General features: G+C 67.8%; 26 protein-coding genes. 17 read left to right on the forward strand and 9 right to left on the reverse strand.

All coding sequences use genetic code 11. The features are described 5' to 3' along the window. Window positions 1–35: 35 nt before the first annotated feature. A complete protein-coding gene (locus AT701_RS31710; RefSeq protein ID WP_011731305.1) occupies window positions 36–428 on the reverse strand; it encodes a hypothetical protein in 393 nt (130 codons plus the stop codon). 75 nt (window positions 429–503) lie between these two features. On the opposite strand from AT701_RS31710, the gene msrA reads away from it, so the two are divergent. Continuing rightward, window positions 504–1019 carry a peptide-methionine (S)-S-oxide reductase MsrA gene (gene msrA / locus AT701_RS31715; protein WP_058127265.1) on the forward strand — a complete coding sequence of 172 codons (516 nt, stop codon included), beginning with the start codon at window positions 504–506 and terminating at the stop codon, window positions 1017–1019. 3 nt (window positions 1020–1022) lie between these two features. Here msrA and AT701_RS31720 read toward each other — a convergent pair whose 3' ends face one another. Then, on the reverse strand, window positions 1023–2366 hold the full coding sequence (locus AT701_RS31720) for a cytochrome P450 (RefSeq protein ID WP_058127266.1): 1344 nt from the start codon (window positions 2364–2366) through the stop codon (window positions 1023–1025). A gap of 89 nt (window positions 2367–2455) precedes the next feature. Here AT701_RS31720 and AT701_RS31725 point away from each other — a divergent pair, with 89 nt between their 5' ends. Continuing rightward, entirely contained in the window at window positions 2456–3088 is a 633-nt protein-coding gene (locus tag AT701_RS31725) for a TetR/AcrR family transcriptional regulator (protein WP_058127267.1), read from the forward strand. On the opposite strand, the gene AT701_RS31730 is transcribed toward AT701_RS31725, so the two are convergent. After that, a complete protein-coding gene (locus AT701_RS31730; RefSeq protein WP_058127268.1) occupies window positions 3065–3634 on the reverse strand; it encodes a TetR/AcrR family transcriptional regulator in 570 nt (189 codons plus the stop codon). The two genes, AT701_RS31725 and AT701_RS31730, sit on opposite strands and share 24 nt — an antisense overlap. A 53-nt stretch (window positions 3635–3687) precedes the next feature. On the opposite strand from AT701_RS31730, the gene AT701_RS31735 reads away from it, so the two are divergent. Further along, window positions 3688–4359 (forward strand): class I SAM-dependent methyltransferase, encoded by a 672-nt coding sequence (locus AT701_RS31735; RefSeq protein WP_003897892.1) that lies wholly within the window; start codon window positions 3688–3690, stop codon window positions 4357–4359. On the opposite strand, the gene mmpH is transcribed toward AT701_RS31735, so the two are convergent. The 5 genes from mmpH to AT701_RS31760 form a co-directional block, all read right to left on the reverse strand. Further along, window positions 4356–5402, reverse strand: a complete 1047-nt coding sequence (gene mmpH, locus AT701_RS31740; RefSeq protein ID WP_003897893.1) for an MMP endo-(1,4)-3-O-methyl-alpha-D-mannosidase — start codon at window positions 5400–5402, stop codon at window positions 4356–4358. The two genes, AT701_RS31735 and mmpH, sit on opposite strands and share 4 nt — an antisense overlap. A gap of 30 nt (window positions 5403–5432) precedes the next feature. Then, the gene (locus AT701_RS31745; protein ID WP_058127269.1) at window positions 5433–6155 is read right to left on the reverse strand and encodes a class I SAM-dependent methyltransferase; all 723 of its coding nucleotides are present in this window, start codon (window positions 6153–6155) and stop codon (window positions 5433–5435) included. Beyond that, window positions 6149–7390: an MMP alpha-(1->4)-mannosyltransferase gene (manT, locus tag AT701_RS31750; protein WP_058127270.1), complete on the reverse strand. Its 1242-nt coding sequence runs from the start codon at window positions 7388–7390 to the stop codon at window positions 6149–6151. Before manT ends, AT701_RS31745 begins: the two co-directional genes overlap by 7 nt. 120 nt (window positions 7391–7510) lie before the next feature. Further along, window positions 7511–7966, reverse strand: a complete 456-nt coding sequence (locus AT701_RS31755) for a PPOX class F420-dependent oxidoreductase (RefSeq protein WP_058127271.1) — start codon at window positions 7964–7966, stop codon at window positions 7511–7513. A 78-nt stretch (window positions 7967–8044) separates the two neighbouring features. Beyond that, window positions 8045–8587 carry a hypothetical protein gene (locus tag AT701_RS31760; RefSeq protein WP_058127272.1) on the reverse strand — a complete coding sequence of 181 codons (543 nt, stop codon included), beginning with the start codon at window positions 8585–8587 and terminating at the stop codon, window positions 8045–8047. Between the two features lie 114 nt (window positions 8588–8701). On the opposite strand from AT701_RS31760, the gene AT701_RS31765 reads away from it, so the two are divergent. The 6 genes from AT701_RS31765 to AT701_RS31790 all read left to right on the forward strand — a co-directional run bounded on the left by AT701_RS31765 (window position 8702) and on the right by AT701_RS31790 (window position 13802). Next, window positions 8702–8995, forward strand: a complete 294-nt coding sequence (locus AT701_RS31765) for a hypothetical protein (protein ID WP_011731320.1) — start codon at window positions 8702–8704, stop codon at window positions 8993–8995. 127 nt (window positions 8996–9122) lie between these two features. Next, a complete protein-coding gene (locus AT701_RS31770) occupies window positions 9123–9920 on the forward strand; it encodes a DUF427 domain-containing protein (RefSeq protein ID WP_058127273.1) in 798 nt (265 codons plus the stop codon). 81 nt (window positions 9921–10001) lie between these two features. After that, window positions 10002–11864, forward strand: a complete 1863-nt coding sequence (locus AT701_RS31775) for a hypothetical protein (protein WP_058127274.1) — start codon at window positions 10002–10004, stop codon at window positions 11862–11864. Next, the gene (locus AT701_RS31780; RefSeq protein WP_058127275.1) at window positions 11861–12073 is read left to right on the forward strand and encodes a hypothetical protein; all 213 of its coding nucleotides are present in this window, start codon (window positions 11861–11863) and stop codon (window positions 12071–12073) included. The genes AT701_RS31775 and AT701_RS31780 overlap by 4 nt, the downstream gene beginning before the upstream one ends. Beyond that, entirely contained in the window at window positions 12070–12513 is a 444-nt protein-coding gene (locus AT701_RS31785) for a hypothetical protein (protein ID WP_058127276.1), read from the forward strand. Before AT701_RS31780 ends, AT701_RS31785 begins: the two co-directional genes overlap by 4 nt. Then, window positions 12510–13802 carry a hypothetical protein gene (locus tag AT701_RS31790; RefSeq protein WP_058127277.1) on the forward strand — a complete coding sequence of 431 codons (1293 nt, stop codon included), beginning with the start codon at window positions 12510–12512 and terminating at the stop codon, window positions 13800–13802. Before AT701_RS31785 ends, AT701_RS31790 begins: the two co-directional genes overlap by 4 nt. On the opposite strand, the gene AT701_RS31795 is transcribed toward AT701_RS31790, so the two are convergent. Then, window positions 13799–14365 carry a TetR family transcriptional regulator gene (locus tag AT701_RS31795; protein WP_058127278.1) on the reverse strand — a complete coding sequence of 189 codons (567 nt, stop codon included), beginning with the start codon at window positions 14363–14365 and terminating at the stop codon, window positions 13799–13801. The genes AT701_RS31790 and AT701_RS31795 overlap by 4 nt on opposite strands. An 89-nt stretch (window positions 14366–14454) precedes the next feature. Here AT701_RS31795 and AT701_RS31800 point away from each other — a divergent pair, with 89 nt between their 5' ends. The 8 genes from AT701_RS31800 to AT701_RS31835 all read left to right on the forward strand — a co-directional run bounded on the left by AT701_RS31800 (window position 14455) and on the right by AT701_RS31835 (window position 22773). Beyond that, on the forward strand, window positions 14455–15159 hold the full coding sequence (locus tag AT701_RS31800) for a nitroreductase (protein WP_081319636.1): 705 nt from the start codon (window positions 14455–14457) through the stop codon (window positions 15157–15159). Between the two features lie 17 nt (window positions 15160–15176). After that, window positions 15177–15728: an isochorismatase family protein gene (locus AT701_RS31805; protein WP_058127279.1), complete on the forward strand. Its 552-nt coding sequence runs from the start codon at window positions 15177–15179 to the stop codon at window positions 15726–15728. A 196-nt stretch (window positions 15729–15924) separates the two neighbouring features. Then, on the forward strand, window positions 15925–18042 hold the full coding sequence (glgX, locus tag AT701_RS31810; RefSeq protein ID WP_058127280.1) for a glycogen debranching protein GlgX: 2118 nt from the start codon (window positions 15925–15927) through the stop codon (window positions 18040–18042). A gap of 270 nt (window positions 18043–18312) precedes the next feature. Beyond that, on the forward strand, window positions 18313–18780 hold the full coding sequence (locus AT701_RS31815; RefSeq protein WP_058127281.1) for a MarR family winged helix-turn-helix transcriptional regulator: 468 nt from the start codon (window positions 18313–18315) through the stop codon (window positions 18778–18780). Then, entirely contained in the window at window positions 18777–19646 is an 870-nt protein-coding gene (locus tag AT701_RS31820) for an ATP-binding cassette domain-containing protein (RefSeq protein WP_058127282.1), read from the forward strand. Before AT701_RS31815 ends, AT701_RS31820 begins: the two co-directional genes overlap by 4 nt. A gap of 46 nt (window positions 19647–19692) precedes the next feature. Then, window positions 19693–20439: an ABC transporter permease gene (locus tag AT701_RS31825; protein WP_223496047.1), complete on the forward strand. Its 747-nt coding sequence runs from the start codon at window positions 19693–19695 to the stop codon at window positions 20437–20439. A gap of 58 nt (window positions 20440–20497) precedes the next feature. Further along, window positions 20498–21655, forward strand: coding sequence for an acyl-CoA dehydrogenase family protein (locus AT701_RS31830; RefSeq protein ID WP_003897925.1), 1158 nt, complete (start codon window positions 20498–20500; stop codon window positions 21653–21655). A gap of 8 nt (window positions 21656–21663) precedes the next feature. Further along, complete coding sequence (locus tag AT701_RS31835) at window positions 21664–22773, forward strand: acyl-CoA dehydrogenase family protein (RefSeq protein ID WP_011731331.1); 1110 nt, start codon at window positions 21664–21666, stop codon at window positions 22771–22773. Window positions 22774–22789 lie beyond the last annotated feature (16 nt).

Raw genomic sequence — 22789 nt, forward strand, 5'->3', positions numbered from 1 at the left:
CTAGAACACGTTCTAGTGAGGTTTGTCGAGACCCGTCACGCGCTCACCACGGTGCGGTCGCCGAGTGGCTGCTGCAGCGGGACGTCCATGGTCGCGTCGAGCGCGATCGCGATGCACATCCGGTCGGCGGCCTCGGGGCGGGTACCGACGGACAACTCGACGGTGACGGTCTCGGCGGACTCCGTGGCGACGACGTGCGCGCCGTAGCACTGCGGTGTGCCCGCAGTGAAGTTGACGCGCAGCCCCTCGCCGTTGCGGCTCCACGATTCGACGCGCGCCGGATGCTGATCGACGATCCGCGGGTTGTCGGTGAAAACCGTGCGATCAGGGTCGACGGGCACTTCGGGCACGGTGGCGGCGGCCGCGTGGGGTGCCGTCACCGTTGCCAGGAGTAAACCGGTCAACGCGGTGGTTACCACTGGACGCATGCGCACCACGGTAGTGCCACGATCCGGCCGCCTCTGGCAGCATGGATTGTGCGTCTAGGGAAGGAATGAACGACTATGGGCAATCACGCCACGGCGATCCTCGCGGGCGGCTGCTTCTGGGGTATGCAGGATCTGATCCGCAAGCAGCCCGGTGTCGTCTCCACCCGGGTCGGCTACACCGGAGGCCAGAACGACCATCCGACGTACCGCAATCACCCCGGGCATGCCGAGGCCGTCGAGATCGTCTACGACCCGGCACAGACCGACTATCGCGCCCTGCTGGAGTTCTTCTTCCAGATCCACGATCCGACCACCAAGGACCGTCAGGGCAACGACGTCGGCTCGAGTTACCGTTCGGCGATCTTCTACCTCGACGAGGAGCAGAAGCGCATCGCGCTGGAGACCATCGTTGATGTGGACGCCTCCGGACTGTGGCCGGGCAAGGTGGTCACCGAGGTGACACCGGCGAGTGACTTCTGGGAGGCCGAGCCCGAACACCAGGACTATCTGGTGCACTACCCCAACGGCTACACGTGCCACTTCCCGCGCCCGGGCTGGAAGCTGCCGCGCCGCGAGACCGCGAACCAGTAGCGCTCAGGCGCCAAGCGGTTCGCTGCGGCGCCGCATCACCACGCGGCCACCCGACGCGGGAGTGTAGGCCACCCCGCGCGGGTGCACCTTCTCGTCGGGTGCGGTGGTGGTCTCGATGACGAAGTGGCGCAGTACGGTTCGCAACACCACGTCCATCTCGATGTTGGCGAACACCGCGCCCACGCAGCGGCGCGTGCCGCCGCCGTAGGGGAGCCAGCCGAGTCCCGGCCGGTTCCCGACGAAGCGCTGCGGGTCGAACCGGTGCGGGTCGGGGAACTCCTCTTCGCGCTCCTGGATGTGGGCGAGCGCGACGATGATCGAGTAGCCTCGCGGAATCGTCCACTGCCCCAACTGGAATGACGGCGCGTAGACGTGGCGGCCGGAGAAGTCGATCACGGTGCGCACGCGCTGCACCTCGGCGATGGCGGCCTGCCGGTACTCGTTGTCGCCGGAGGCCGCCTCGGCGACGAGCTTCTCCAGTACGTCGGGATGCCTGCTGATCCGCTCGAACGCCCAGCCCAGTGTGGACGCCGTGGTCTCGTGCCCGGCCGCGAGCAGCGTGAGCAGTTCGTCGCCGATGTCCTTGCGGGACATGGATGATCCGTCTTCGTAGGCGCTGCGCAGCAGCAGTGCCAGGATGTCGTCGCGCTGGTCGAAGTCCGGATCGGCCGCGACGCGGTCGATGAGGCGGTCCACGACGTCGTCGTACTCCGCGCGGTAGGCCGCGAGCCGGCCCCAGGGCGTGAGGCGTCCGTAGTTGCGCGTGGGTGTCGGCAGCACCGCCAGGCGCGACCCGAGGGTCACCCACGGCGGGATGATGCGGCGCAGTTCGTCGAGTTGTTCTCCGTCGGCCCCGAACACCGCGCGCAGGATCGCGTTGAGCGTGATCCGCATCATCGGCTCGAGTGTCGGGAACTCCCGACCGTCGGGCCAGGACGCGGCTTCGCGCAGGGTCTCCTCTTCGAAGATGCGCTCATAGTTCTTGATGCTGCGGCCGTGGAACGGCGGTGTGAGCAGCTTGCGCCTGCGCCGGTGGTCGGTGCCATCGAGGGCGAACACCGATCCGGGACCGAGCATGCGGCTGAGGTTCGGCTGGATGTTGCCGACGTCGTCGGGGTGGGCGGCGTACACCTGTTTGGCCAGTTGCGGTTCGGCGACCAGCACGGTGCGGCCGAACACCGGGATGTCGAGCGTGAAGACGTCGCCGTACCTGCGGGCCGCGTGCTTGACCACCCACCGTCGCGCGACCGAGAAGGCCAGGCCCTGAACGACTCTGGGCAGTGGCACGGCCGGCGGAAGCTGGGCCGCGCGGATGGCGGTCTCGGGACGTTCGACGGTCGCGGTCATAGGCTCTCCCCCGTTGTTGGTACCGCGTCGTACCAGGTGATGGTGTAGTACGGTACTCGCAGGTACCACACAGCGCAAGGGGGGTCCGTATGACGACCGCGCTCACCGGCACCGCCACGGCGGGGGGCTCAGGCGGTGACGCGTTCCGGTCCCGCCTGCTCGACGGGCTCTCGGCCGCCATCGACGACAAGGGTTACCGCGACAGCACCGTTGCCGACATCGTCCGCCACGCTCGCACCTCCAAGCGCACGTTCTACGACCAGTTCGCAAGCAAAGAAGCCTGTTTCATCGAGCTGCTGCGCGCCAACAACGCCGCGCTCGTCGAGCACATCCGCTCGGCCGTCCGCCCCGAGGCCGAATGGCAGGACCAGATCGACCAGGCCGTCGGCGCCTACGTCGAGCACATCGAATCCGCCCCGAGCATCACGCTGAGCTGGATCCGCGAACTGCCCGCGCTCGGCCCCGCGGCACGCCCGCTGCAACGCGACGCGATGGGGGCGCTCACCGATCTGCTCATCGACCTCAGCGACAGTCCGGGATTCCGGCGCGCCGGGCTCAACGGGCTCAGCAGGCAGATGGCCATCATCCTGCTGGGCGGTCTACGGGAACTCACGGCACTGATCGTCGAGGACGGCCACGACATCCGGGAGATCTACGAACCGGCCGTCGCGGCGTCGCGGGCGATCCTCACCGCGAGTTCAGCTGAGCACCAGGCGCGCTGACTTCTCCAGGCGGCGCACGACCTGTTCGTAGGAGTCGTATCCCATGCCGGCCCACACCATGGTGCCGGTGTAGAGCAACTCGAGGGCCTCGATGACGCCGATCCTCACATCGGGGCCCAGCGCCGCGACCAGGCGCTGCCGGATGTCGGCGCCGATACGCTGGCGCAGCGCGTCGACGTCGGGATCCTTGCCCAGCAGGGCCGTGGTCACCGCGCCCGCGAACGCGGGCTCGTCGGCCACCAGCGACGCGATGTGCTGCAGCACCTCGACCACGCGGGTCGCCGGATCCGGCGATTCGTGCACGGCGGGCGGCGCCGCGGACAGCCTGCGCCAGAACACCTCGGCGACAAGGTGTTCCTTGGACGAGAAATAGGTGTAGGCGGTTGCCGAGCCGACGCCGGCCTCGGCGGCGACGCGCCGCACCGTCAGGCCCGCGTACCCCTCGCGACTGATCAGTTCGACCGCCGCGCGTCCCAGACGTTCGACGGTGTCCGCCTGCCGTGCACTCAGACGGCGACGGGTCGACTCCATGGCCGGATCGGACACGTGTCCGGACGCTACTACAACTGGCCGTGACCAGCAACGGTATGTTGTCACCCATGAGCCATGCCGACACCGCACTGCCGCCCCGCGCCGAGCGTCTGTTCGCCCTGGCCGAGCAGGTCACGGGTTTCATGCCCGTCGACGAGGGCCGAGCCCTCTACGACGCGGCGGTGCGCTACCTCGGCGGCGGCGTCGGCGTCGAGATCGGCACCTACTGCGGCAAGTCCACGGTCATGCTCGGCGCGGCCGCGCAGGAGACCGGCTCGGTGCTCTACACCGTCGACCACCACCACGGCTCCGAGGAGCACCAGCCCGGCTGGGAGTACCACGACGCGTCACTGGTCGACCCGGTGACCGGCCTGTTCGACACGTTGCCGAAGATGCGGCACACGCTCGACGCCGCGGGCCTCGACGATCATGTGGTCGCCGTGGTCGGCAGGTCGCCCGTGGTCGCCAGGGGATGGCGAACCCCGTTGCGGTTCCTGTTCATCGACGGCGGTCACACCGAAGAAGCCGCGCAGCGCGACTTCGACGGCTGGGCCCGTTGGGTGCAGAAGGGCGGCGCCCTGGTGATCCACGACGTGTTCCCGAATCCCGAGGACGGCGGTCAGGCGCCGTTCCACATCTATCAGCGGGCCCTGGCCACCGGCGCGTTCCGCGAGGTGTCCGCGACCGGTTCGATGCGCGTGCTGGAACGGATCTCGGGAGAGCCCGGCGCGCTCGACTAGCGGTCGGTGACCACGCACTCGCAGTCGAATTCACCTTCCAGACCGCGGGGCAGACCTTCGCCGCGGAAGATCCCGCTCGCGGCCGTGGTGCGCGACAGCGCGTCGGCCGCGAGGATCATCGCCGCGCCCGTCCACGTCGTGCGCTCCTCGGGCCAGCGTTTGCCGTCGGCGAAAACCAGTCCGGTCCAATAGGATCCGTCGGCCTCGCGCAGGTGGTGCATGGCCGCGAACTGTTCGCGGGCCCGGCGGGTGTCACCGACCGCGTCCAGCGCCATCACCAGTTCGCAGGTCTCGGCCCCGGTCACCCAGGGCCGGTGGTCGACGCACCGGATGCCCAGGCCGGGCACCACGAAATCGTCCCACCGAGCCTCGATGCGGGCCAGGGCCGCGTCACCGCGCAGCGCGCCGCCAAGCACCGGGTAGTACCACTCCATCGCGTGGGTGTCCTTGGCGGAGAACGCCTCCGGATGCTCGGCGATCGCGTGGCCCAGGCGGCCCACGGCAACTTCCCACTCGGGTTGTGGATCACCGACGTAGTCGGCGAGCGCCAGGCCGCAACGGATGCTGTGGTAGATGCTGGCGCACCCGGTCAGCAGGGCCTCGGGAACCGGCCCGGAAGGCGTGGCGGCCCAGTAGATCTCACCGCCGGGGGCCTGCAACCCCAGTACGAAGTCGATGGCCCGTGTCACCACGGGCCACATCGTCTCGGCGAAGCCGCGGTCGCCCGCGATGAGCACGTGGTGCCACACGCCGGTCGCGACGTAGGCGCAGAAGTTGCTGTCGCTGTTGGCGTCCTCGACGACACCGTCACGCAGCTGGATCGGCCACGAACCGTCGGCCCGCTGCACCGTACGGCACCACTCGAACGCCGCGCGCGCGGGTTCGATCAGCCCGGCGACGGTGAGCGCCATGGCGTTCTCGACGTGGTCCCACGGGTCGGTGTGGCCGCCGTCGAACCAGGGCAGCGCACCCGAGGACTCCTGGGTGGCCGCGATGGACCGCGCGGTCTGCAGGCATTGTTCGGGCGTCAGAACACCCGGCACACCTGGGATCTCAGACGGTCGCACAGCGCATCACCCACGGGCATCCGGTTTGGTGAAGTACAGCGCCACGCTCTTGCCGATCAGCGGGTTGAGCACCGACTCGGCGGTCCTGGTGAGCCACGGCCGGCCCATCATGTCCCACACCAGCAGCTGGTGGTATGCCTTGACCGCCGGGTGGTCGTTCTTCTCGGTCCCCACAAGGCACTTGAGCCACCAGTACGGCGAGTGCAGCGCGTGCTCGTGGTGGGTGTGGGTGAGTTCCAGACCGTGTGCGAGCACCTTGTCGCGCAACTCGTCGGCCTTGTAGATGCGGATGTGGCCGCCCTCGTTGGCGTGGTACTCGTCCGACAGCAGCCAGCAGATCTTCTCCGGCAGCCACCGCGGCACCGTGATGGCCAGCGAGCCACCGGGTTTGAGCACGCGGACCAGTTCGGAGATCGCGCGGTCGTCCTCGGGGACGTGCTCGAGGATCTCCGAGGCGATCACGCAGTCGAAGGTGCCGTCGGGGTACGGCAGGTCGAGCGCGTCACCCTTGACGGCCTCGCCTTTCGCCGTGGCGGGCGCCTCGCCCGCTTCGGCCATGGCCTGCAGCATCTCGTCGACGCTGTTGAGATCGGCCACGCTCTGGTCGAAGCCGATCACATGCGCCCCGCGGCGGAACGCCTCGAACGTGTGCCTGCCCGCGCCGCACCCGACGTCGATCACCGACGTGCCCGGGCCGACACCGAGCCGGTCGAAGTCGACTGTCAGCACGCCTTGACCCCCATCCGGTTCTGTGCCTGCTCGTACACCGCAACCGTCTGTGCGGCAACGGACTCCCAGCTGAAGACATCAAGTGCACGCCGGCGTCCGGCTGCGCCGAGGCGGCGGCGTTCGGACGGCGAGTCCAGCAGTTCGCCCAGCACCGCGGTCAGCTCGTCGACGTCGGCCGGGCGGACCAGCCGCGCGCACGATCCGTCGGTGCCCACGACCTCGGGCAGCGCGCCCGCGCGGCTCGCGACGATCGGGGTGCCGCTGGCCATGGCCTCCACGGCGGGCAGCGAGAAGCCCTCGTACAGCGACGGGATGCACGCGACCTCGGCCGATGCCAACAGGCCTGCCAGCTCCTGATCGGACAGCCCGCTGGAGATGTGGACGATGTCGGAGATGCCCAGCTCGGCGATGAGCTTCTCGGTGGGACCGTTGGGTTCGAGCTTGCTCACGAGTTGCAGGTCGAGGTTGCGTTCCACGCGCAGGCGCGCGACCGCGTGCAGCAGGTGGCTCACACCTTTGAGCGGAACGTCGGCCGACGCGATCGCGATGATGCGTCCACTCACGCGCTGCTCGGCGGGTTTGAACAGTTCGGTGTTCACGCCGAGCGGCACGATGTGCAGCTGATCGGACGTGACGCCGAAGTCCGCGGCGATGTCCGCGGCCGACGACGAGGACACCGTGAGCAGTTCGGGAATCTGGCGCGCGACCTTCTTCTGCATCTCGGCGAAGCCGTACCAGCGGCGCACGAGCGGCTTGCGCCACCACTTGGCCGCCGCGACGTCGACGACCTTGTCGCGCGTGATCGGGTGGTGCACGGTCGCCACCACGGGTAGGCCGAGCTTCTCGATCTTGAGCAGACCGGTGCCCAGGCTCTGGTTGTCGTGGACGACGTCGAACTCGTCGCGGCGCGCCGCGAGGATCCGCGCGGCGCGCATCGTGAACGTGCGCGGTTCCGGGAAGCCGGCCGACCACATGGTCAGCAGTTCCAGCGCGTCGATGCCGTCGCGGATCTCCCGCGGGTGCGGCACGCGGAACGGATCGGGCTCGCGGTACAGATCCAGGCTGGGCACCTTGGTCAGCGTGACGCGGGGGTCGAGGCCCTCCGGATAGGGCTGGCCCGAGAACACCTCGACGTCGTGGCCGAGTTCGGCCAGACCGCTGCTCAGGTGACGGACGTAGACGCCTTGACCGCCGCAGTGGGTTTTGCTCCGGTACGAAAGCAGTGCGATGCGCATATCAACTCACCCGACGGCAGGAATCGCGCTGAGCTGGGAAGACGCCTTCACGCGCCGACTCCGAAACCTCTGGACATGTGTCCAGACTATAGTTTGACGACCTACCGGGCGCAACGCACGTCACTCGGGCGGGAACCCGCCGGTGGCAACCGGACCCCACTGTTTCGGCGTGACCCGGATCAGGCACTTGCCCTGATCCACCATCGCCTGGCGATACTCGTCCCAGTCCGGATGCTCACCGGAGATGACCCGGAAGTACTCGACCAGAGGCTCGACCGCGTCCGGCAGACCGATCACCTCGGCCTCACCGTCGACCTGCACATAGGGTCCGTTGAACTCGTCGGACAGCACCACCACGCTCGCGCGCGGTGTGCGGCGGATGTTGGCCGACTTCGCCCGCTGCGGATAGGTCGCGATCACGATGCGGCCCTGCGCGTCGACCCCGCCCGTCACCGGCGAACTCTGCAGCGACCCGTCGGCGCGGAACGTCGTCAACACCATGCGATGTCTCGGGCGGACGAAGTCGAGCAGCTCGTCGAGATCCACCGCGTCCGCGGTCGCGTACTTCTTGGCCATCTCCTGACCCTAGCCCCGCTCCCCCTGCACCGCGAGGGTGCGCGTCTGCCGCCCCAATTGCGGTGTGTCGTCAGCACTTTACGCACGCTCACCGCTCGGCACGACGAACGCGAACGGCCGGTGGAACCCCAGACCGCGCACCCGCGCACCGCGCACCGCGTCCACCGGCACCGCCACCACCCGCCCCGACGACGGCTCGTAGCACTGCAACCGCTCCCCCGACACCCCGACGATCAACACCCAGTGCCGCGGAATACCGCGCGCGCCGACGAGCATCGCCACCGGGCGCCCCTCGGCCGCGGCGCGCAGGACATCGGTCAGCGGATCCGACGCACCGCGGAACCGGCGCCAGCGATACCGGAACCCGGCCGAGACGCTGTGCTCACTGAGGGCCCGCGCCATCCCCGCGGGCGTGGTGCCGAGCCGGCGTGGCCAGATCGCGTTGATGTCGGAGTGGATCCGGTCCTGCTCGGCGGCGAACCATTGGCCGCCGTGTGACCCCAGCAACTTGTCACGCTTGGCAGGGTCGAGCATCACACCGGCGACGACCGCCACCGTCGGCCCACACGTGATTCCGTCGCGCTGACGCAGCCTCAGCGCCGCGATCCGCTCGGGCTCCACATAAATCCTGTCAGCTGTCAATCAATTACTGCCACCTGAAATTAAATCGCTGAACTGCAGGTTTACACAGGCATAACAGCGACACAGCAAGCCTAGAAGAACAGGATCACCAAAGTGCGAAAGACAGCGAAGAGATTCGGTGTTGCGACGGTGGCAGCCAGTGGCCTGGCGGCGACCCTGATCGGCCTCGCAGCTCCGAGCCAGGCGGCCCCCAGCGGCCCCAGCAACGCCCAGCAGACCATCAGCCAGTTGCAGAGCCAGGGCTACCACGTCATCGTCAACCGGATCGGTGCGACCCCGATCGACAAGGCCGTCGTCGTGGCCGTCCGTCCCGGCACCAACTTCACCCGCACCGACAGCCTCAACACGGGCGTCACACAGAAGACCGTCTACGTCGACGTGAAGTGAACCGCGAAGTAGACCCAGACCGTCAGCCCCCGTCGGATTCGTCCCCCTCCGGCGGGGGCTGATGCATTCCAGAATGCCTTTTCCGGACTACGCCACGGGATCGCGCCGCGCCACCGATAATGGTGCGATGGCAGTCAACATGGGGGATCTGTTCGCCGCCAACCTCGAATCCCTGCGATATCAGCCGACTGCCAAGCGAATTCGCGCGTGCCTGGGCGGTGAACCCGTGGTCGACACGTGCGCGGCCGTCCTCGTGTGGGAGCCGCGCCGCGTCGTCCCGACGTATGCGGTTCCGCGCGCAGCCATCTCGGCGCAACTGGTTCCCGCGGGCGGCGACCACGGCGACGACGAGATTCCCGGCTTCCTCGATCCGTCGGTCCCGTTCACCGCGCACACCTGCTCGGGCACCGGCTTCGACGTGATCGCCGGCGGCGAGAACAGCCCGTCCGCGGCGTTCACGCCCGACGATCCCGACCTCGCCGACTACGTGATCCTCGACTTCGACTCGTTCGAATGGCGCGAGGAGGACGAACCCGTGGTGGCCCATCCGCACGACCCGTTCCACCGGATCGACATCCGGCGCAGCGCGCGCCAGGTCCGCATCGAACTCGACGGGCACCTGCTCGCCGAGTCGACGCAACCGATGCTGTTGTTCGAGACCGGCCTCCCCACACGCTTCTATCTGCCCTACGACGATGTCGTCACGCCGCTCGAGCTGAGCCAGACCGTCACCTTCTGCGCCTACAAGGGGCGCGCGAGTTACTACTCGGTGCCCGACGGACCCGCCGACATCGCGTGGACCTATCACGAACCGCTGCACGACGCGGTTCCCGTTCGCGACCGCATCTGCTTCTTCGACGAGCGTGTCGACGTCGTGGTCGACGGGCAGCACCAGAGCCGCCCGGTCACACCGTGGAGCGATTGACAGATCGACGCCGAACAGTAAAGGCAGGACGGCGAAGGAACGGGTGTTTCGATCCGTGCGGTTCTGGCAACATCACCCCACATGGTGGGCTCGTCGCACGTTTCGCTGGTCGCCGCCGCGGGAACCGAGGGCGGCGGTGCCGCGCTCGACCAGGTGATCGGGTTGTCCGCGGTCGCGACGGTCATCACGGTCGTGCTGCTGTGGATCGGTTATCTGCACCGGCAACGACGCATCACGTGGCTGAACACCTTCGCCGAACGCCTCGGGCGCAAGTTCCACCGCCCGCCGTGGGTGGCGCTCCAGATCTTCCTGTTCACCTCGACCATCATCTGCGCGCTGTTCGGCTTCATCTGGGACGTGAGCCTGCACATCGGTCAAGGCCGCGACGAGGGACCGCTGGCCAACCCCGCGCACTACTTCATCCTGGTCGGACTGTTCCTGCTGTTCATCGCCGGTGTCATGGCGATGGTGCTGCCCTACGACAAACCGGGTCCGGCGGCGGTCCGGATCACCCGCACGTGGTACGCCCCCGTGGGCGGCGTGCTCATGGCGCTGTGCGGCCTGTACGCGCTGATCGGCTTCCCGCTCGACGACATCTGGCACCGCATCTTCGGCCAGGACGTGACCCTCTGGGGTCCAACACATCTGATGCTCATCGGCGGCGCGGGGTTGTCATTGATCGCGGTGCTGCTTCTCGAGCACGAGGGCCGGGTGGCGATGGCAGGCAACAGCACCCCGGGCGATATCAAGGACGACACCAGGTTCAACACCTTCCTGCGGTACCTGTCGTTCGGCGGTCTGTTCATCGGGCTCTCGGTGTTCCAGATCGAATACGACTTCGGTGTCGAGCAGTTCCGCCTGGTGCTGCAGCCCATGATGATCGCGGGTGCGGCCGCGCTGGCAGCCGTCGCGGCGCGCCTGGTGCTCGGGCCCGGCGCGGCGGTGATCGCCGCGGTGCTCGCGATCGTCCTGCGCGGTGCGGTTTCGCTGGCCGTCGGCCCGGTGCTGGGCGCCCCGCACAGCTGGTGGGCGCTGTACCTGGGCCCGGCGCTCGTGGTCGAGTTGGTGGCCCTGACACCGCTTGTCAAGCGGCCCTTGGTCTTCGGCGCGGTCAGCGGCCTCGCGGTCGCGACCGTGGGTCTGTGGCTGGAGTCGCTGTGGATCGGCGCCGTGTACACCTATCCGTGGCCGACGAGCATGTGGGGCGAGGCGCTGGCCATGTCGATCCCCGTCGCGGTCGGCATGGGTCTGTGCGGTGCGCTGCTGGCCCTGGTGCTCACCAGCAGGCGGTTGCCGCGCCCCGCCGTCGGCATCTCGATCGTGGTGGCCACCGTGCTGGCGATCGGCGGCGCGGTGGCCAACGGCCTTCGCATCGAGGTTCCCGAGAACGCCACCGCCACAATCGCACTCACCGACGCAGCGGGCGCGGGTGAGCAGCGCATGGTCGACGCCGACGTGCGGATCACCCCGGCCGACCTCATCAGCGACGATCCCGAGTGGGTGTCGCTCCTGTCCTGGCAGGGCGGCCTGGACAATCAGCGCGGCCTGCTGGTGAACCATCTCGAACGAGTCGGCCCCGGCCACTACCGCACCACGCAGCCGATGCCGGTGTCGGGCTCGTGGAAGACGCTGCTGCGTGTACAGGACGGCACCACCATGGCGGGTGTTCCGATCTACCTGCCCGCCGATCCGGGTATCGGCGCCGAGGAGCAGCCCGCCGAGGCCGTCAGCACGCGGGAGTTCGTGCCGGAGATCACGATCCTGCAGCGCGAGCGCAACCTCGATCACCCGTCGTGGTTGTTCGGCGCGGCTTCGCTCGTGGTCCTGGTGTGCACGTTGCTCCTGATCGCCGCGTTGACGTGGGGTGCGGGCCGGGTCAACGCGCGAGAGCTGGCAGCAGGCAGCACCACCGACGAGACCCGACCGGTTCAGCCTCAGACATGACCGCCGAGATCATCACCTATCAGGCCGACCATCCGTTGCTGCTGGCGGTTCCCGCGTTCGCGCCGGCAATCGTGGTGGCAGGTGTGGTTGCCTACATCGCGATACGCGACCGGCGCCGTAAAGACCCACCGAAGGATCAGCCGGCCGGGACGAGAGACAGGGTTCACAGTGAACGCGGGGGCGTTGCAAGCGAAGATGATTCACCGTGATGAACCGTAAACGCAGCCTTGTCGTTGTGGCGACCGCATTGACCCTGGTGACCGCGGCATGTGGCTCGGGCGGCTCCGACGGTGGCGGGGAACAGACCTCCGCGGCGCCCGCGAGCCCCTCCGAGTTGACCGTCAGCCCGTCGGACATGACCGATCAGCAGCAGGCCCCCAGCCGGCTGGTGATCGACGTGACGATCAAGGGCGGTGAGGTGACGCCCACCAACGAGCAGTTGCAGGGCAAGGTGGGTGACCCGATCGTGGTGCGGGTCAACAGCGACGCCGCCGACGAACTGCATGTGCACTCCAACCCCGAGCACAACTTCCCCATCGAACCGCGCAGCGGCCAGCAGTTCCAGTTCACCGTCGACGTGCCGGGCACCGTCGACATCGAACTGCACCAGTTGAACCGCGTGATCGCCAGCGTGCAAGTGCAGCAGTGACTTCGGACCGAACCGCGCTGCTGGCCCACGGCTTGGGCGGTTCGACCGACCTTCCGATCCCGTACACCTACGCGTTGCTCGGTGCGGCGTGGACGTTGACGTTCACGTTCGCCGTGGTGGCATTCGCGTGGCGTAGGCCGAGGTTCGACCCCGACAAACCGGGGCATCCGCTGCCCGAGTGGGTGACCACCTTCGTGGACTCCCCCGTCACCCGGTGGGGCGTCGGCCTGCTCGCGCTGGTGTTCACCGGGTGGGTCGGCGCCCTGTCGTTCACGGGACCCCAGGACGCGTCGAACCCGCTGCCCGGGGTGTTCTACGTACTGCTGTGGGTGGGCCTGGTCGCGGTGTCGCTGCTGATCGGTCCGGTCTGGCGGTTGATCTCGCCGGTGCGGACGCTGATCCGGCTGATCCCCGCGACGACAGGGCGCCTGCGGTATCCGGCGCGGCTGGGTTACTGGCCCGCCGCAGCCGGACTGTTCGCGTTCGTGTGGCTGGAGCTCGCCAGCGCCGACCCGGGATCTCTTGCCGCCATTCGCAACTGGCTGCTCATCTACCTCGCGGTGACACTGGCCGGTGCACTGTGCTGCGGCCAGGGGTGGCTTTCGAACGCCGATCCGTTCGAGGTCTACAGCACGGCCGCGTCGAAGCTGTCGCCACTGCGCAGGCACGCCGGGCGCATCGTGGTCGGCAACCCGTTCGACCACCTGCAGTCGCTTCCGGTGCGTCCCGGGGTCGTGGCGGTTCTCGCGGTGCTGCTCGGTTCGACGGCGTTCGACAGCTTCTCGGCGATGCCGGTGTGGCGCAACTTCGTCGACGACAACTCGGGTTCGGCGGCGGGCGCGACGTTGATCCGCACCGCCGGCCTTGCGGTGTTCGTCGCGACCGTGGCGCTCACCTTCTGGGCCGCGGCCCGCGCGACCGGCGGCGTGGACCGGCAGCAACGTCGTGAACTCCCCGGGCAGATGGTGCACTCGTTGATCCCGATCGTCGTCGGCTACGTCTTCGCGCACTACCTGACCTACCTCGTCGAGCGCGGCCAGCAGACCATCTTCCTGCTGTTCGGGATGCACGACGCCCAGGTCAGCTACATCCTGTCGATGCATCCGGCGGTGCTGTCGTCGCTCAAGGTCGGGTTCGTACTGGCGGGCCATGTCGCAGGCGTGATCGCCGCGCACGACCGGGCACTGCGACTGCTGCCTGCGCGCCACCGGCTCACCGGGCAGCTCGCGATGATGCTCGTGATGGTCGGCTACACCTTCACCGGCCTGTACCTGCTGTTCGGCGGTTAGAGACCGGCGGCGGTCAGCAGCGCCTCGGCCGCCGCGCGTCCCACGTCGCCGCGGCGCGCGTCGTTGAACACCATGGAACGGCTCGCGACCCCGTCGGTGAGGATCGCGAGCTGCTCGGCCAGCCCCTGCGGGTCGTCGGCGCCCAGTTCGGTGAGCAACTCGGCGATACGAAGGGTGAAGGCCTGCTTGCGTTCCCGCGTATAGGCGTGCGCGGGACTGTCAGGGTCGGGGAACTCGGTGGCCGCGGCGACGAACGGGCATCCGCGCACCGGGCCGTCACCGCGCGTCGGCACCGTGAACATCGCCAGGATGCGTTCGCGGGCAGGCACATCGGCGTCGTACAGCGCGCTCTCGACCGTGAGACCGGACCGGTAGACGTACTGCAGGAACTCCACCACCAGGTCGTCCTTGGTCGGGAAGTGCGCGTACAGCGTGCGTTTGGAGACCGGCGCCTTGGCGGCGATCTGCTCCATGGTGGTCGCGGTGATGCCCTGCGCCTCGAACAACGCGGCGGCCGCGGCGACGATGCGTTCCCGGCCTCCACGACCGCGCGGTTTGGTCACGCCGCCAAGTATACGTTCACGTTTACATCCGAGAAGAACCCGCTATCGTCGCTGAGGTAAACGCAAACGTGTACTTGAGAGGTGTCCACATGTCCGTGCCCACCCTGCCCACCGGGCCCACTGTCGACCTGGCCCAAGCCGCCGAACGGCTGATCAAGGGCCGCCGCGCCGTCCGCGCGTTCCGGCCCGACGAGGTGCCCGAGGAGACCATGCGCGCGGTGTTCGAACTCGCGGGCCACGCGCCGTCGAACTCCAACACACAGCCGTGGCACGTCGAGGTGGTCAGCGGCGCGGCGCGCGACCGCCTCGCCGAGGCACTGGTCACCGCGCACGCCGAGGAGCGCGTGACGGTGGATTTCCCGTACCGCGAGGGCCTCTTCCAGGGTGTGCTGCAGGAGCGGCGCGCCGATTTCGGTTCCCGCCTGTACGCGGCGCTGGGTATCGCGCGCGGCCAGACCGATCTGTTGCAGGGCTACAACACCGAGAGTCTGCGGTTCTACGGCGCACCGCACGTCGCGATGTTGTTCGCGCCCAACAACACCGAAGCGCGCATCGCGGGCGACATGGGGATCTACGCGCAGACGCTGATGCTCGCCATGACCGCGCACGGCATCGCGTCGTGCCCGCAGGCGCTGTTGAGCTTCTACGCCGACACCGTGCGTGCCGAACTCGGTGTCGAGAACCGAAAATTGCTGATGGGCATCTCGTTCGGCTATGCCGACGACACCGCGGCCGTCAACGGCGTGAGGATCCCGCGGGCAGGCCTCGCGGAGACCACACGCTTTTCCCGCTGACCCGTTACCGTCGAGGCATGCGTGCACTGATTGTCGTCGACGTCCAGAACGATTTCTGTGAGGGCGGTTCGCTGGCGGTCACCGGTGGTGCGGAAGTGGCCCGCGGGATCACCGAACTGCTGGCCGGTGATCATGGTTACGACCATGTGGTCGCCACGATGGATTTCCACATCGACCCGGGTGAGCACTTCTCGGACACGCCCGACTACCGGGTGTCGTGGCCGCGCCACTGCGTGGCCGACACCCAGGGCGCCGAGTTCCATCCGGAGTTCGATGCAGGTGCGGTGGAGGTGGTGTTCCGCAAGGGCCACTACTCGGCGGCCTACAGCGGCTTCGAGGGCACCGACGAATCGGGGACGACGCTGGCCGACTGGCTGCGTGAGCGGGATGTCGACGCGGTCGACGTCGTCGGCATCGCCACCGACTACTGCGTGGCCGCCACGGCCGCCGACGCCGTCGACGCGGGTTTCGCCACCCGCGTGCTGACGCGTCTGACGGCCGGGGTCGCGCCCGAGAGCACGACGGCGGCGGTCGACCAATTGCGTTCTGCCGGAGTGACGATCAGCTGACCCGCGGGTGATGATTGCAACACCAGCAATAGGTTTAACCTGCGGAAATCGTTGATCCGCCAGCTCACCGGCGGCCGATGCGTACCGTGGCGCGCCCACCCGGGTCCGGCGGACGACGACCCGTCGTCATTGTCCGACGCACTCACGCCGATCACCGTAAGGTCGAATCGTGGACCCAAGAGTTACCGAAACCGGTTTGGAGATCTGGCGAGGCAAGGCATACCCGTTGGGCGCCACCTACGACGGCTCGGGCACCAACTTCGCGTTGTTCAGCGAGGTCGCCGAGCGCGTCGAGTTGTGCCTGTTCGACGACGACGGCGACGGCGGCCTGCGCGAAACCCGCATCACGCTGCCCGAGGTCGACGGCTTCGTGTGGCACGGCTTCATCCCCAACATCGAACCGGGCCAGCGCTACGGCTACCGCGTACACGGGCCGTACGATCCGGCCGCGGGCCACCGGTGCAATCCCAACAAGCTGGTACTGGACCCGTACGCCAAGGCCATCGACGGTCAGTTCGACTGGGGTCAGCCGCTGTTCTCGTACAACTTCGGCGACCCGGACAGCTGCAACGACGACGATTCGGCGCCCAACATGCCGAAGTCCGTGGTGATCAACCCGTACTTCGACTGGGGCGTGGACCGTCCGCCGAGCCACGACTACGCCGACACCGTGATCTACGAGGCCCACGTCAAGGGCCTGACCCAGACGCATCCCGACATCCCGGACAACATCCGTGGCACGTACGCCGCGGTCGCGCACCCGGCCATCGTCGAACATCTGCAGAACCTGGGGATCAACGCGATCGAGTTGATGCCGGTGCACCACTTCGCCAACGATTCGACGCTCATCGACAAGGGTCTGTCGAACTACTGGGGCTACAACACGATCGGATTCCTCGCGCCGGATTCGAAGTACAGCTCGAGCCCCAACCCGGGCGGGCAGGTGCAGGAATTCAAGGCGATGGTCCGCACGCTGCACGAGGCAGGCATCGAGGTGATCCTCGACGTGGTCTACAACCACACCGCCGAAGGCAACCACATGGGCCCGACGCTGTCCTTCCGCGGCATCGACAACGCGGCGTACTACCGCCTCGTCGACGACGACAAGCGGTACTACATGGACTACACCGGCACGGGCAACAGCCTCAACGTCGGTCATCCGCACGCGTTGCAGCTGATCATGGATTCGTTGCGCTACTGGGTGATCGAGATGCACGTCGACGGTTTCCGCTTCGACCTGGCCTCGACGCTGGCCCGTGAGTTCTACGACGTCGACCGCCTGGCGACGTTCTTCGAACTGGTGCAACAGGATCCGGTGGTCAGCCAGGTCAAGCTGATCGCCGAGCCGTGGGACGTCGGCCCGGGCGGATACCAGGTGGGCAACTTCCCGCCGCTGTGGACCGAGTGGAACGGCAAGTACCGCGACACCGTGCGCGACTACTGGCGCGGCGAGCCGGCAACGCTCGACGAGTTCGCCTCCCGGATCACCGGTTCGGCCGATCTGTACGAGCAGACCGGCAGGCGCCCGTTCGCGTCGATCAACTTCGTCATCGCCCACGACGGCTTCACGCTGCGGGACCTGGTGTCCTACAACGAGAAACACAACGAGGCCAACGGCGAGGACAACAACGACGGCGAGAGCCACAACCGGTCGTGGAACTGCGGAGCCGAGGGTCCGACCGATGATCCGGAGGTCAACGCCCTGCGGTCGCGTCAGCAACGCAACTTCATCACGACTCTTCTGCTCTCCCAAGGTGTTCCGATGCTCGCCCACGGCGACGAACTCGGCCGTACGCAGCAGGGCAACAACAACGTCTACTGCCAGGACAGTGAGCTGTCCTGGATCGACTGGGAGAGCGCGGACACCGAACTGCTGGAGTTCACGCAGAAGGTGTCGGCACTGCGGTCCGCGCACCCGGTGTTCCGGCGCAGGCGCTTCTTCAACGGCAGACCTGTGCGGCGTCCCGGTGAGCCGCGCCTGCCCGACATCGGCTGGTATGCGCCAGACGGGTCGGAGATGACCGACGAGGACTGGGACGCCGGCTACGCCAAGTCGATGGCGGTGTATCTCAACGGCCAGGGCATCCCCGACCGTGACGAGCGCGGGCAGCGCATCGTCGACGACTCGTTCTACATGTGTTTCAACGCACACTACGAGCCCATCGAGTTCGTGCTACCGCCGTCCGATTTCGCCGAGCAGTGGGTCGAGGTGATCAACACCGCAGCCGACTGCAGCACCGACCCGATCGAGGCGGGCACGCGGGTCACGGTCGAGTCACGCGCCATGCTCGTATTGCAGGCGCACCATGATTGACGTGCGCGTAAGTTGCTCGCGGCCCCGTTGTCGCGGGCCGTACCAGTAAGTATGGTAATTTTTCAGGTAGCAGCCGTGGCCGCCCTAGTAGGCGCTGAGCCACAGCTTGGTGCCACCGGCCGGGCGGGCCGGGGGTAGAAGCCGGAGAGCGGCGGCAACTACCCTGCGGCCACGGCTGCTGCCTGATTCATCGTTTGCCAAGTCAGCACCAAGATCATTTGCGGAAAACCTCTCGTCAAATACCTCTGTGACAGAGGTATTGTTTTTCGTGTGACCGAAACGCAGCGCCCACTCGACACCGAGGTGATCGGCGACCTGGCAGGTGTCATCGGCCGGTTCCGCAGACAGCTGCGGCGCGCCACGGGAGGCGGGTTCGACGCCGCGGGGCTCACCCAGTCCCAAGGCGAACTGCTGCGCCTCGTCGGCCGCAAACCCGGCATCTCGGTGCGTGAATCCGCCGACGAGCTGAGCCTGGTCCCCAACACCGCATCGACACTGGTGTCACGCCTGGTCGCCGACGGTCTGCTGGTCAAGACCGCCGACGAGTCGGATCGACGGGTCGGCAGGCTCTGGCTCACGCCACGGGCCCAGCGCATCGCCGACGAATCACGCGCTGCGCGCCGCGCCGCGCTCTCCGACGTCCTCGCCAAGCTCGACGACGACCAGATCGAGCACCTGGCAAAAGGTTTGGACGTCCTGGCCGAGCTGACGCGGCTGCTGCAGGAAAGGGACTCATGACCGACCACATGCCCGAACCGACGCTTCCCGATCGAACGCCGGCCATCGACTGTGACGGGCTGACCCACCGCTATGGGCAGTTCACCGCGGTCGAGGACCTGACGCTGCAGGTGCGCGCAGGCGAGACCCTGGGCCTGCTCGGCCCCAACGGCGCGGGCAAGACCACCGCGGTACGGGTCCTGACGACGCTGACCCCGGTGCAGCAGGGCCGGGTGCGGATTTTCGGGCTCGATACGCGTACGCACACCATGGACATCCGGCACAACATCGGCTATGTCCCGCAGCAGCTCTCGATCGAGGCGGCGCTGACCGGCAGGCAGAACGTCGAGTTGTTCGCGCGGCTGTACGACGTGCCGCGGTCCGAGCGCGCAGACCGGGTGGCCGCCGCGCTCGAGGCCATGCAGTTGCTCGACGTCGCCGACACCGTCGCGGGCACGTATTCGGGCGGCATGGTGCGCCGCCTCGAGTTGGCGCAGGCCCTGGTGAACCGGCCTCTGCTGCTGATCCTCGACGAGCCGACCGTCGGCCTGGATCCCATCGCGCGCGACAGCGTGTGGACCCAGGTGCGCGCCATGCAGGCCGAGTTCGGCATGACGGTCCTGCTCACCACGCACTACATGGGCGAGGCCGATGCGTTGTGCGACCGCGTCGCGCTCATGCACCACGGCCGGTTGCAGGCCGTCGGCTCGCCCGACGAGCTCAAGCGGGCCGTATCGAGCCAGGCATCGGACGACGCCGGGGAGACCACGCTCGAAGACGTGTTCCGCCACTACGCGGGCTCGGATCTCGAGGGCGGCGCCGATCCGCGCCGCTCCGGTCTGGGTGAGGTCCGCTCGACCAGGAGGACGGCGCGCCGTGTCAGTTGAGTTGGTACGCGCGCCGCGCGGGCTGCGCCGCGTGCGCGCGGTGGCGATGCGGATGGGTGCGTTCGCGCTCGTCGAACTCCAGAAGCTGCGTCATGACCGCACCGAGTTGTTCACCCGGATGGTCCAGCCCGCGCTGTGGCTGCTGATCTTCGGGCAGACCTTCAGCCGTCTGCACGTCGTCGACACCGGCGGCGTGCCGTACCTGGCGTTCCTGGCGCCCGGCATCATCGCGCAGTCGGCGCTGTTCATCTCGATCTTCTACGGCATCCAGATCATCTGGGACCGCGACGCGGGCATCCTCGCCAAGCTCATGGTCACGCCCGCGCCCGCCTCGGCGCTGGTCGCAGGCAAGGCCTTCGCGGCGGGCGTGCGCTCGGTGGTGCAGGTGATCGGCGTGGTGGCGCTGGCGTACCTGATGGGTATCGCCCTGACGCTCAACCCCCTGCGCATCCTGGCCGCCATGGGTGTGGTGGTGCTCGGCGCGGCGTTCTTCGCGTGCCTGTCCATGACGCTGGCCGGGCTGGTGCGCAAGCGTGACCGGCTCATGGGCATCGGGCAGGCCATCACGATGCCGCTGTTCTTCGCGTCGAACGCGCTGTACCCGGTGGACATCATGCCGACCTGGCTGCGCTGGCTGTCGGCGGTCAACCCGCTGAGCTACGAGGTCAACGCGCTGCGCGGGCTGTTGATCGGAACGCCCACCAATTGGGTACTCGACATCACCGTGCTGGTCGCCGCCGCGGTACTCGGTGTGGTGGCCGCGTCGGCACTGCTGCGCCGCCTGGTCCGATAACCGACCAACCAACTGGGTGGTTTAGTGTGGCAACAGATCACCGAGTAGGGAGGCAGTCATGCAACTGGCGCTCACACCGGAGGAAGCCGCGTTCCGCGACGAACTGCGCACCTTCTACCGAACCGAGATCCCAGAAGACATCCGTGCGCGGCACGCGAAGGGCGGCGAACTCCTCAAGGACGACATCGTCACGACTCACAAGATCCTGCACAAGCACGGTCTCGCGGTGCCCAACTGGCCTGTCGAGTGGGGCGGCAAGGACTGGACGCCCACACAGCACCAGATCTGGCTCGACGAGATGCAGCTGGCGTGCGTTCCCGAACCGCTGACCTTCAACGCCAAGATGATCGGCCCGGTCATCGCCGAGTTCGCCTCGCAGGAGATGAAGGAACGGTTCCTGCCCGCCACGGCCGCGCTCGACATCTTCTGGTGTCAGGGTTTCTCCGAGCCCGAGGCCGGTTCGGACCTCGCGTCGCTGCGCACCACCGCCGTCCGTGACGGCGACACCTACGTGGTCAACGGGCAGAAGACCTGGACCACGCTCGGCCAGTACGCCGACTGGATCTTCTGTCTCGTGCGCACCGACCCGCAGGCGCCCAAGCGTCAGGCCGGCATCTCGATGCTGCTGATCGACCTGGACACCCCGGGCATCACGATGCGCCCGATCAAGCTCGTCGACGGCAGCGTCGAGGTCAACGAGGTGTTCTTCGAGGACGTCCGTGTCCCGGCCGATCAACTCGTCGGCGAGGAGAACCAGGGCTGGACGTACGCCAAGTTCCTCCTCGGCAACGAGCGCACGGGCATCACAGGCGTCGCCCGCACCAAGGTGCGTCTGGCGCAGGCCAAGGAACGCGCGGCCGCCAACGGCCTGCTCAACGATCCCCTGTTCGCCGCTCGGCTCGCCGAGGCCGAGAACGACGTGCTGGCTCTCGAACTCACCCAGATGCGCGTGACGTCGGACTCTTCGGACGGCAAGCCCAACCCGGCCTCGTCGGTGCTCAAGCTGCGCGGCACGCAACTGCAGCAGCTCGCGACCGAACTGCTGGTCGAGGTGGCGGGCGCGGACGCGCTGCCGTACGAGGCCGAGGGCATCGCCTCCCCCGAGTGGGCGCAGCTCACCGCACCGCAGTACCTCAACTACCGCAAGACCTCGATCTACGGCGGCAGCAACGAGGTACAGCGGACCATCATCTCCTCGACCATTCTCGGATTGTGAGTTGAGCCATGGACTTTCAGTTAACCGAAGAGCAGACCCTGCTGGCCGACACCACGCGTGACCTGCTGTCGAGCTATGACACCGAGACCCGCAACAAGGTGATCGCCTCCGACCCCGGTCACAAGCCCGAGGTGTGGAATCAGCTCGCCGAGATCGGCATCCTGGGACTGGGATTCGACGAGGATTCCGGTGGCCAGCTCGAGATCATGGTGGTGCTCAACGAGATCGGCCGCCGCCTTGCGCCCGAGCCGGTTCTGCACGGCGCGCTCGCCCCGGGCGCGATCATCGCCGAGCGTGGCACCGACGCGCAGCGCGCGCTGCTCGACGAGGTCGCAAGCGGGCAGCGGATCCTCGCGTTCGCCCATCTCGAGCCGGGTGTGCGCGACGCCGCGGCCACCCCGACCGTGACGGCCACGCGAGACGGTGATGCCTGGACGCTCAACGGGACCAAGAACCCGGTGCTGGCCGGCGACGCCGCCAACACCCTCGTGGTCAGCGCCGCGCTGCCTGACGGCGGCGCCGGGCTGTTCCTGGTCGACGCCGGCGCATCGGGCGTGTCACGCAAGCCGTTCCGCACGTTCGACGGTGCGCGCGGCGCGCAGATCGAGTTGAGCGCCGCACCGGCCGAACCGCTCGGTGACGCCACCGACGCTTCGGAGACCATCTCCCGTGCACTGGTGCGTATCTCGGCCGGGCTGGCCGCAGAGGCGCTGGGCGCCATGGAGGAGGCTCTGCGGCTGACGACGGACTACCTCAAGTCCCGCAAGCAGTTCGGCGTCACGCTCAGCAAGTTCCAGACACTCACGCAGCGCGCCGCCGACATGTACGTGTCGCTCGAGCTCGCGCGCAGCATGGCGTTCTACGCGTCGATGTCCATCGCCGACGGCGAGTTCGACCCGGTGAAGGCCGCACGGGCCAAGCTGCAGATCGGCCGGTCCGGCAGGCACATCGCGCAGGAGTCGATCCAGCTGCACGGCGGTATCGGCATCACCGCGGAGTACCCGGTCGGCCACTACGCAGCGCGGCTCACCGCGATCGAGCACACGCTGGGCTCGGCGCAGGATCAGCTGCGCACGCTGGCCGGTCAGCTCGACAGCTACGAGATCGTTTCGCTGTAGTCCTCCCGCGGCAAGG

The sequence above is a fragment of the Mycolicibacterium smegmatis genome, from assembly GCF_001457595.1.
Classification (GTDB): domain Bacteria; phylum Actinomycetota; class Actinomycetes; order Mycobacteriales; family Mycobacteriaceae; genus Mycobacterium; species Mycobacterium smegmatis.

What these genes read in the sequence shown, in the direction of transcription:
- AT701_RS31710 (WP_011731305.1), bottom strand. Translation starts at nt 428, where the DNA reads ATGCGTCCAGTGGTAACCACCGCGTTGACCGGTTTACTCCTGGCAACG.
- msrA (WP_058127265.1), top strand. Translation starts at nt 504, where the DNA reads ATGGGCAATCACGCCACGGCGATCCTCGCGGGCGGCTGCTTCTGGGGT.
- AT701_RS31720 (WP_058127266.1), bottom strand. Translation starts at nt 2,366, where the DNA reads ATGACCGCGACCGTCGAACGTCCCGAGACCGCCATCCGCGCGGCCCAG.
- AT701_RS31725 (WP_058127267.1), top strand. Translation starts at nt 2,456, where the DNA reads ATGACGACCGCGCTCACCGGCACCGCCACGGCGGGGGGCTCAGGCGGT.
- AT701_RS31735 (WP_003897892.1), top strand. Translation starts at nt 3,688, where the DNA reads ATGAGCCATGCCGACACCGCACTGCCGCCCCGCGCCGAGCGTCTGTTC.
- manT (WP_058127270.1), bottom strand. Translation starts at nt 7,390, where the DNA reads ATGCGCATCGCACTGCTTTCGTACCGGAGCAAAACCCACTGCGGCGGT.
- AT701_RS31755 (WP_058127271.1), bottom strand. Translation starts at nt 7,966, where the DNA reads ATGGCCAAGAAGTACGCGACCGCGGACGCGGTGGATCTCGACGAGCTG.
- AT701_RS31770 (WP_058127273.1), top strand. Translation starts at nt 9,123, where the DNA reads ATGGCAGTCAACATGGGGGATCTGTTCGCCGCCAACCTCGAATCCCTG.
- AT701_RS31775 (WP_058127274.1), top strand. Translation starts at nt 10,002, where the DNA reads ATGGTGGGCTCGTCGCACGTTTCGCTGGTCGCCGCCGCGGGAACCGAG.
- AT701_RS31780 (WP_058127275.1), top strand. Translation starts at nt 11,861, where the DNA reads ATGACCGCCGAGATCATCACCTATCAGGCCGACCATCCGTTGCTGCTG.
- AT701_RS31800 (WP_081319636.1), top strand. Translation starts at nt 14,455, where the DNA reads ATGTCCGTGCCCACCCTGCCCACCGGGCCCACTGTCGACCTGGCCCAA.
- AT701_RS31805 (WP_058127279.1), top strand. Translation starts at nt 15,177, where the DNA reads ATGCGTGCACTGATTGTCGTCGACGTCCAGAACGATTTCTGTGAGGGC.
- AT701_RS31820 (WP_058127282.1), top strand. Translation starts at nt 18,777, where the DNA reads ATGACCGACCACATGCCCGAACCGACGCTTCCCGATCGAACGCCGGCC.
- AT701_RS31825 (WP_223496047.1), top strand. Translation starts at nt 19,693, where the DNA reads ATGCGGATGGGTGCGTTCGCGCTCGTCGAACTCCAGAAGCTGCGTCAT.
- AT701_RS31830 (WP_003897925.1), top strand. Translation starts at nt 20,498, where the DNA reads ATGCAACTGGCGCTCACACCGGAGGAAGCCGCGTTCCGCGACGAACTG.
- AT701_RS31835 (WP_011731331.1), top strand. Translation starts at nt 21,664, where the DNA reads ATGGACTTTCAGTTAACCGAAGAGCAGACCCTGCTGGCCGACACCACG.